Here is a 7,913-nt window from a genome sequence, read left to right as displayed (position 1 = left end):
CCCTCCCTTCTTCGTCTGTTGGGGACTGGTCCCCAAGGTCGCAAAGAAGGTTGAGGGGGGTTCGGGGGGAGAAGTTCTCTTCTCCCCCGCTACGCCATTCCCCCATTGATCGATACCGTCTGCCCCGTGATGTACCCCGCGCGCTCCGAGCAGAGGAACGCGACAAGGTCCGCCACCTCCTCCACCCGCCCGAGCCGTCGCGCCGGCACCATCTCCTTCACCCGTTCGGGTGGCACCGCGGCGCTGATGGCCGGGCTGTCGATCAGCCCTGGCGCGACCGCGTTCACCGTCACGCCGCGTGGCGCGCATTCAAGCGAGAGCGCGCGCACCGCGCCGATCAACCCCGCCTTGGCAGCCGCGTAGTTCGCCTGGCCACGATTGCCCATGATGGCCGAGACCGAGGACATGGCGACGATCCGGCCATGGCGCGTGCCCATCATCGGTAGCAGCAGCGGCCGCGCCACGTGGAAGAAGCCGTCGAGCGAGACGGCGATGACGCGGCGCCACTGCGCCTCGGTCATCGCCGCCATCGGCACGTCGTCATGGGCGCCTGCATTGTGCACCAGCACCTGGATGGGCCCGGCCTCGAGCAGCGCCTCGCAGGCGGTGCGCGTCGCATCGTGGTCGGCGATATCGAAGACGGTGTGCGTTCCGCCGATTTCGTTGGCCAGCGCCTCGGCCGCGGGCGCGCTGCTGTGCGCATGGACGATCACGGCGCAGCCCTCGCGTGCGAGCGCGCGGCTGATCGCGGCGCCGATCGGGCTGGCGCCGCCAGTGACGAGCGCCCGCTTCACGCCGTGCAGACCAGGGCGGGCGGTGCGGCGTGGGCGGAAAGGTCGCGGATCGTGGCGCCGGGTCCGCACAGCGCGCAGCCCGGGTCGCGCTTCAGCCGCACGGTCCGGAACCGCGCATCGAGCGCGTCCCAGATCAGCAGACGCCCGCGCAACGGGTCGCCGATCCCGAGGATCAGCTTCAGCACCTCGGTCGCCTGCAGCGTCCCCATCACGCCCGTGACGGCGCCGAGCACGCCCGCTTCGGAACAGGTCGGCACGAGGCCCGGCGGCGGCGGTTCCGGATGCAGGCAGCGATGGCAGGGATGCACGCCGTCATGCCCGGCGAAGATCGAGAGCTGGCCTTCGAAGCGCAGGACCGCGGCACTGACCAGCGGCCGACCGAGCAGGTGGCAGGCATCGCCGAGCAGGAAGCGCGTGGCGAAGTTGTCGGTGCCGTCGCAGACCAGATCGTAGCGCGGGATCAGCTCCTGCGCCGCCGCGGCGTCCATCCGCCGTGCATGGATTTCGACGCGCACGCCCGGGTTCAGCGCGGCCAGCGTCTCCGCCGCACTTTCGGCCTTGTTCCGCCCGATACGCGCGGTGCTGTGCGCCACCTGGCGCTGGAGGTTCGAGAGTTCCAGCGTGTCGTCATCGACCAGGCCGATCGTGCCGACGCCCGCTGCGGCGAGATACAGGGCGAGCGGCGAGCCGAGCCCGCCGGCCCCGATGATGAGCACGCGCGCGGCGCGCAGCTTTGCCTGGCCTGTCGCGCCCACCTCCTGCAGCAGGATGTGGCGGGAATAGCGGTGCAGTTCCGCCTCGGTGAAGTCGAGATCCATGGCGGCGATATGGGCGCGGGGCGCGGGGGGGCGCAAGCATGTGCTTGCGTGGCTTCTAACGAAGGCGTGAAGTCGCCGGATGGATGGGGAGGATCTGATCCGCCGCCTTGCCGTGGCGCTCGCGATCGGCCTGCTGGTCGGGGCCGAACGCCATTGGCGGGAGCGGGAAGAGGCGCCGGGCCGCCGCACCGCCGGCGTACGCACCTTTGCCCTGGTGGGTCTTTCGGGCGGGATCGTCGCTGCGCTCGCGGCGGGCGCCGGGCCGCTTGGCGGCGCGGTGCTGATGGCCGGCGGGCTGCTGGCGCTGGTGGCCGCGCTGCTGCCCTTCGCGCTGCGGGAAGCGGATGCGGAAGGCCGGTTCAGCGCCACGACCCTGGTCGCCGCGATCGGCACCTATGCGCTCGGCGCGCTTGCCGTCTCCGGCCAGATGTCGGCGGCCGGCGCGGCGGCCGTGGCGATGACGGCGGTGCTGGCGGCGCGCGACAGCCTTCACGGGCTGATGGCGCGCATCACCTGGGCGGAGCTGCGCTCGGCGATCCTGCTGTTGTCCATGACTCTGGTCGCGCTGCCGCTCGTGCCGGATGCGCCGGTGCCCTGGCTTCTCGGCGTCAATCCACACAAGGTCTGGATGCTTGCGATCCTGCTCGCGGGCATTTCCTACCTCGGCTACCTCGCTGTGAAGCTCGGGGGGGAGCATCGCGGACTGTTGCTCGCCGGTGCCGCAGGCGGGCTCGTGACCTCCACCGCCGTGACGCTCGCCAACGCGGCGGCGGCGGCCCGAGGCGGGCCGGCACGAGGACTCGCCGCGGGGGCGCTCATGGCCGGGGCCGTTTCCTGTGCTCGGACCGCTGTGCTGGCGCTGATGATCGCACCCGAGACGGGGCACACGCTGTGGCCGGCGCTGCTGGCCGCCGCGCTCGCGATGGCGGGCGTCGCGCTGCTGCTGGCGCTGCGGCGCGGCGGCGTCGCGGATGGGCCGTCCTCACCCGGCAATCCGTTCGAAATCGGCGCGGTGCTGCGCATGGCGCTGCTGCTCGCGGGCGTCGGGACCGCAGCGAAGTTTGGCGCGGAGAAGCTGGGCGGCGCGGCGGTCGTGGTCATCGCCGCCGTCACCGGGCTGACGGATGTGGACGCCATCACGCTGTCCGTGCCGCTGCTGGCGCCGCACGTGATAAGCGCCGAGCTCGCCGCCCAGGCGGTCGCGGTGGCGGTGGCGAGCAACATACTCGCCAAGGCAGCCTATGGGCTCGCGCTTGGCGGCGGGCGCTACGGCGCGCTGTTCGGCGGCGGCTCGCTGCTCGGCCTCGCGGCCGGGGCGGCGGCGCTGCTGCTTCTGCCCTCGGGCTGACCCGCGGCTACTCGGCGGCGAGCTTCGCCGGCAGGCGGAATGTCACGTCCTCGATGATCCCGGGCAGGGCTTCCACGGACGTCGCGCCGAGGGCCTTCAGCCGCCCGACCAGCTCCTCAACAAGCCGCTCGGGCGCGGAGGCGCCTGCGGTGACGCCCACCGCCTGCGCGCCATCCAGCCAGGCCGGGTCGAGCACGCTGGCATCCGCGATCAGGTAGGCGCGGGCACCGCACTCCGCCGCGATCTCACGCAGGCGGTTGGAGTTGGAGGAATTCGCGGCGCCGACCACCAGCACGACCTCCGCGATGCGGGCGAGCTCTCGCACCGCGGTCTGCCTGTTCTGGGTCGCGTAGCAGATGTCGCGCGTATCGGGCCCCGTCACGTCGTCGAAGCGGGCGCGGATCGCGGCGATCACGTGCTTCGTGTCGTCGACCGACAGCGTCGTCTGGGTGATGAAGGAGACGGGGCGGTCGCGCGGAATGGGCAGCGCCTCGACCTCCGCCGCGTCGGCGACCAGGTGCACCTCCGCGTCGATCTGGCCCATGGTGCCGATCACCTCTGGATGCCCGGCATGGCCCACCAGGATCACGGTGCGGCCCTGGGCCGCGTACCGCCGGCCTTCATTGTGGACCTTGGTCACGAGCGGGCAGGTGGCGTCGAGCACGTCGAGCCGCCGGAGCGCCGCCTCCCCCTCCACCTTCCGCGCCACGCCATGGGCGGAGAAGACGGCGACGGCGCCTTCGGGGATCTCATCCACCTCCTTGACGAATACGGCGCCGCGGGCGCGGAGGTCTTCCACCACATGGCGGTTGTGGACGATCTCGTGCCGCACGTAGACAGGCGGGCCGAAGCGTTCGAGCGCCTGCTCGACGATGTCCACCGCGCGCACCACGCCTGCGCAGAATCCGCGCGGCTGAGCCAGAACCACCCGCATGCCTGTCCTTCCCGGCTTCCTTGCCGGGCAGGATTTGACGTGCGGGCCGCGATTGCAACGGTTTTCGCGTAACGGGGCCTACCAGCCGTTCACACGGTCCCAGACCGCGAGCACCTCCCGCCCGCCATCGACCACATGGTAGCGGTCATGCGCCGCGACGGTCAGGCAGGTGTGGTTGGGCGCGATGCGCACCAGCGCGCCGACCGGCAGGCGGTCGAGGGGCAGCGGGCCGTCGCCGCGCACCTCCCCATGCTCCTGGTGCGTGCGGGCGACGATCGCATCCCCGAACGAAGGTCGGCCATCTAGGTCGAGCATCAGGCCGAATCCATAGTCCTTCGGCGCCTTTTCCGTGCTGCGGTCCTTCGACAGCGCGATGGCCCCGGCATCGACCAGCACCGCGTTGCGATCCGGCTTGCGGCCGGTGACGGCGGTCAGCACGGTGACGGCGATGTCCTCCATCCCATGCGTGCCGATCTGCGCCTGGAACAGGTCGCCGAACATGTAGACCCCGGCGCGTACGTCCGTAACGCCGCCCATGTCGCGCCCGTAAAGCGCGGTGGGAGAGGAGCCGAGCGAGACGACATCGACAGCGATACCCATGCCGCGCAGCCGGTCCGCGGCGAGCACCGCGCCGCGATGCTCGGCTTCCGCCACGCGCTCCATGCCTTCTGTGCTGCGCTCGGCGTAGGAATGCCCGGCATGGGTCATGACGCCGGCGCAGCGCACGCCTAGCCGTCCGGCGATCTCGCCCAGCAGGTTGCCGTCCTGGGTCACGCCGCCGCGGCCCTCGCCGCAATCGACTTCCACCAGCGTGCGCAGCGGACCCGGATGCGCCGCGATGGCGGCGGCGACGTCGGGATCGTCCGTGATGACCTTCACATCCGCGCCCTGCGCGTTCAGCGCCGCGACCGCGTCGAGCTTCGCCGGCGTGATGCCGACGGCGTAGATCTGGTCATGGAAGCCGCCGCCGGCGAAGTAGCGCGCCTCGGCGATCGTGCTCACGGTGATCGGCCCCTTGCCGGGTGCGGCGAGGTCGGCGACGGCCATCGACTTCGCCGTCTTCATGTGCGGCCGGAGGCGCAGGCCGGGATGGCGCGCCACGGCTGCCTGCATGCGCGCGAGGTTGCGCCGGAGGATGCCAAGGTCGAGGAGGAGGCAGGGCGTGGGCAGGTCGTCGAGCGTCATGTCCCCTTGTCGCGCCGCGCCCGCGACGCGGCAAGGGCCGGGCCCGGCGCTAGAAGGGCCGGCCGGCGACCGGCTGGCCGATCCAGGGCGCGACGGCATTGGCCAGGTGCGCGAACAGCGCCTCATCATCCGTGCCGTGGCGCGTGCAGGAAAGCACCGCCGTCCAGACCACGCGGCCGGAGGCGCGTTCGCGAACCTCGACGACGCCCGAGATGCGGACGCTCGCGACGCTCCGCCCGCCCATCCGCGGCATGTCGTGCGCCCAGGAGAGGTCGTCGCCCTCGCGGAACGTCCGGTCCTGCATCGTATCGGCGAAGCCGCCGAAATTGTCGCCCTCGGTCGAGATGCCGCCGCGCCAGGAGAGGATGTAGGGCGCATCCGCCGCGACGCGCCGGCCCGCCGTGGCCAGCGCGCCGAGCACGGCGGCGCGCAGGCGGCGTTCATTCTCCGTCTGCGCGCGGTCGGGCACGGCGATCGCCGCATTCGAGGGCACTGGAGCGAAGGCATTGGCGGAAAGACGGCCCGGGCAGATGCCCTGCGCCGCCGCGGGTCCGGCAAGGCCGAGCGCGAGCGCGCCGGCAAGAAGGTGAAGGGCCAAGCCGCGCATGCGTTTCCCCGTCGGTCCGTTCATCGTGCCACCAAGTGTAGGACGGAACGCGCGGCCCCGTGAATCCGCGCTTGCGACGAGCGTGCGAGGCACGGAACAATCGCCGTAAACGGGGGGGACCGCGCCATGATCCGACGTCGCCATATGCTTGCCGCGGCGGCCGCACTGCAGGCCGCACCCCGCATCGCTACCGCGCAGGGCAGGCCGGTCCGCGTTGTCGTGCCCTTCGCCCCGGGCGGACAGTCCGACACGGTGATGCGCCTGCTGCAGCCGAGGATGGCAGAGCATCTCGGCGTTCCGGTGGTGGTGGAGAACAGGCCGGGTGGCGGCGGAGCCGTGGGCGCGGGCGTCGTCGCGGCCTCACCGCCTGACGGCACGACGCTGTTCTTCGACAGTTTCGGCTTTGTGGTGCAGCCGCTGATCCAGCGCGGCCTGCCCTTCGACTACGCGACCGCCTTCGCGCCGGTCGCGCAGGTGGTGGCCGCGCCCTATGTGCTCGTCGTCACGCAGGGTTTCCCGGCGAACGATGTGGCAGGCTTCCTGGCGGAAGCGCGGCGACGCAACGGCGTGCCCTACGGCACGCCTGGCATCGGCACGGTCGGGCATCTGGCGGGCGCGCTGCTCGCGCATCGCGCGGGCGTGGTGCTGGAGCACCTGCCCTATCGCGGCGGCGCGGAATCGGCACGCGACGTGGCGGCGGGCAACCTGGCATCCGCCATCGGAACGGCGAATTCCTTCAAGCCGGTCATCGATGCTGGGCGCGCGCGGGGCATCGCGCTGACCAGCGCCGATCAGCGTGGCAGCCTCGCGCATCTGCCGACGATCGCGGCGAGCGGCTTCCCCGGCTTCGACCTGACATCCTGGAATGGCCTCTTCGCGCCGGCGGGCACGCCGCGGGATATTGTCGCGCGGCTGGAATCGGCGGCGGCGGCCGCGACATCCGACCCCGCGACGCGGGACCGCCTGGCCGCGACGGGCAATGACGCCATCACCGGGGGGGCCGAGGCCTTCGCGGCGGTGATCCGGCGGGATGGGGAGATGGTTCGGCGGCTGGTGGCGGAGACCGGGATCAGCCTCGCGGGATGAGGTAAGGTCGGGGGGAGTGAACTCCCGCCGAATCCCTCCTCCTTCTTTCTTGGCGGTCAGTCCCCAAAAGACAAAGAAGGGAGGGGGCTCGGGGGAGGTCCCCCGCCCCCGGCCGTCACTCCCCGCTGACGACCGGCCCCGACACCGGCACCGCATCGAGGTTCCCGCGCCCGCCGCCGGAGGATACCGGCAACGCGGCCCCGCCACCCGCCATGATGGCGCGTTCCAGCGCCTGGACCCGGGTGTTGTAGTTCTGGTGGATACGCGCGCCGTCGTAGTCCAGGTTCACGCTGTTCACGTAGCGGATGGTGAAGGTCCGCACGTCGAAGGCGATGTCGACCGTCATCTGGTGGCCGCGCCAGGTGTTGGTCGCGCGCAGCAGGCCCGGGCGCATGGACTGGACCGACCAGCCCGGCTGGGACGCCGCGGCCCGGCGGATCAGCGCTTCGCGTTCGGCGAGCGAACCGCGGCCCTGGAATTGCCCGTTCGTCGCCTCGTAGACCGGCTGGGCGCGGCAGGCGCCGAGGCCGATCCCGCCGCCGATGGCGACCAGCACCGGCAGGAACCCACGCAGCGTGTCACGGCGATGGATCATCCCGTCCCTCCTGTTCCATGCGCCGCCGCCCGGCCAGGCTCCGGCGCAGCCCGGCCGGGTCCATCCCGCGCGCGAGCAGCTTGCCGCCGACCATGATGACGATGCGCGCGATATCCGCAACGGGCCTGAAATGGCTCGCCCGGCGCAGCGTGCCGGCGTAGAGCGCCGGGATATCCGCCGCTACCGTAACGATCCCCGCGCGCGCCGCGTCGATCAGGATCTCGCTTTCGAAGGAAAAGCGGCGCGCGCGCCCTTCGTAGCGCGCAAGCTCAGCCAGCGCCGCGGCCGGATAGATGCGAAAGCCCGACTGGCTGTCCGCCACCGCATGCCCGGCCGCCCAGGAGACCCAGAAATCCGCCACGCGGTTGGCCCGCCGCCGCACCGCCGGCTGGCCGGGCGACCGGCGGCGGGACCCGATGACGATGCGGTCGGGCCGCGCAAGCGCCAGCAGGCGCGGCAGGTCCTCCGGCCGGTGCTGCCCGTCCCCGTCCAGGGTCGCGACATAGTCCGCCCCGCGCGCCAGCGCCGCGCGCATGCCGCGCCGCA

At 72.1% G+C, this 7,913-nt stretch carries 9 protein-coding genes; 2 read left to right on the top strand and 7 right to left on the bottom strand.

The features are described from left to right. Positions 1-89: 89 nt before the first annotated feature. Positions 90-794 (bottom strand): 3-oxoacyl-ACP reductase FabG, encoded by a 705-nt coding sequence (gene fabG / locus HW577_RS15790; protein ID WP_198377114.1) that lies wholly within the window; start codon positions 792-794, stop codon positions 90-92. After that, on the bottom strand, positions 791-1,612 hold the full coding sequence (locus HW577_RS15785; protein WP_198377113.1) for a HesA/MoeB/ThiF family protein: 822 nt from the start codon (positions 1,610-1,612) through the stop codon (positions 791-793). The genes fabG and HW577_RS15785 overlap by 4 nt, the downstream gene beginning before the upstream one ends. 79 nt (positions 1,613-1,691) lie before the next feature. Here HW577_RS15785 and HW577_RS15780 point away from each other — a divergent pair, with 79 nt between their 5' ends. After that, positions 1,692-2,960, top strand: coding sequence for an MgtC/SapB family protein (locus tag HW577_RS15780; protein WP_198377112.1), 1,269 nt, complete (start codon positions 1,692-1,694; stop codon positions 2,958-2,960). A 7-nt stretch (positions 2,961-2,967) separates the two neighbouring features. Here HW577_RS15780 and ispH read toward each other — a convergent pair whose 3' ends face one another. The 3 genes from ispH to HW577_RS15765 all read right to left on the bottom strand — a co-directional run bounded on the left by ispH (position 2,968) and on the right by HW577_RS15765 (position 5,686). Beyond that, positions 2,968-3,894, bottom strand: a complete 927-nt coding sequence (gene ispH, locus HW577_RS15775; protein WP_198377111.1) for a 4-hydroxy-3-methylbut-2-enyl diphosphate reductase — start codon at positions 3,892-3,894, stop codon at positions 2,968-2,970. Positions 3,895-3,972: 78 nt separating this feature from the next. Continuing rightward, complete coding sequence (locus tag HW577_RS15770; protein WP_198377110.1) at positions 3,973-5,079, bottom strand: alanine racemase; 1,107 nt, start codon at positions 5,077-5,079, stop codon at positions 3,973-3,975. Positions 5,080-5,128: 49 nt separating this feature from the next. Then, the gene (locus tag HW577_RS15765) at positions 5,129-5,686 is read right to left on the bottom strand and encodes a hypothetical protein (RefSeq protein ID WP_198377109.1); all 558 of its coding nucleotides are present in this window, start codon (positions 5,684-5,686) and stop codon (positions 5,129-5,131) included. 126 nt (positions 5,687-5,812) lie between these two features. On the opposite strand from HW577_RS15765, the gene HW577_RS15760 reads away from it, so the two are divergent. After that, complete coding sequence (locus tag HW577_RS15760) at positions 5,813-6,772, top strand: tripartite tricarboxylate transporter substrate-binding protein (RefSeq protein ID WP_198377108.1); 960 nt, start codon at positions 5,813-5,815, stop codon at positions 6,770-6,772. Between the two features lie 115 nt (positions 6,773-6,887). On the opposite strand, the gene HW577_RS15755 is transcribed toward HW577_RS15760, so the two are convergent. Continuing rightward, positions 6,888-7,367, bottom strand: coding sequence for a hypothetical protein (locus HW577_RS15755; protein WP_198377107.1), 480 nt, complete (start codon positions 7,365-7,367; stop codon positions 6,888-6,890). After that, the coding region (locus HW577_RS15750; protein WP_198377106.1) for a glycosyltransferase family 2 protein at positions 7,351-7,913 on the bottom strand (563 nt) is incomplete at its 5' end. The genes HW577_RS15750 and HW577_RS15755, both read right to left, overlap by 17 nt.

This window comes from Neoroseomonas rubea, assembly GCF_016106015.1.
GTDB classification, from domain to species: Bacteria; Pseudomonadota; Alphaproteobacteria; order Acetobacterales; family Acetobacteraceae; genus Neoroseomonas; species Neoroseomonas rubea.
Note: the sequence above shows the minus strand (reverse complement) of the source record. Positions and strands in the feature narration are given on the sequence as shown.

Excerpts from the sequence above, each read along its gene's own strand:
- HW577_RS15785 (WP_198377113.1), bottom strand. The coding sequence starts at position 1,612 with ATGGATCTCGACTTCACCGAGGCGGAACTGCACCGCTATTCCCGCCAC.
- HW577_RS15780 (WP_198377112.1), top strand. The coding sequence starts at position 1,692 with ATGGATGGGGAGGATCTGATCCGCCGCCTTGCCGTGGCGCTCGCGATC.
- ispH (WP_198377111.1), bottom strand. The coding sequence starts at position 3,894 with ATGCGGGTGGTTCTGGCTCAGCCGCGCGGATTCTGCGCAGGCGTGGTG.
- HW577_RS15770 (WP_198377110.1), bottom strand. The coding sequence starts at position 5,079 with ATGACGCTCGACGACCTGCCCACGCCCTGCCTCCTCCTCGACCTTGGC.
- HW577_RS15765 (WP_198377109.1), bottom strand. The coding sequence starts at position 5,686 with ATGCGCGGCTTGGCCCTTCACCTTCTTGCCGGCGCGCTCGCGCTCGGC.
- HW577_RS15760 (WP_198377108.1), top strand. The coding sequence starts at position 5,813 with ATGATCCGACGTCGCCATATGCTTGCCGCGGCGGCCGCACTGCAGGCC.
- HW577_RS15755 (WP_198377107.1), bottom strand. The coding sequence starts at position 7,367 with ATGATCCATCGCCGTGACACGCTGCGTGGGTTCCTGCCGGTGCTGGTC.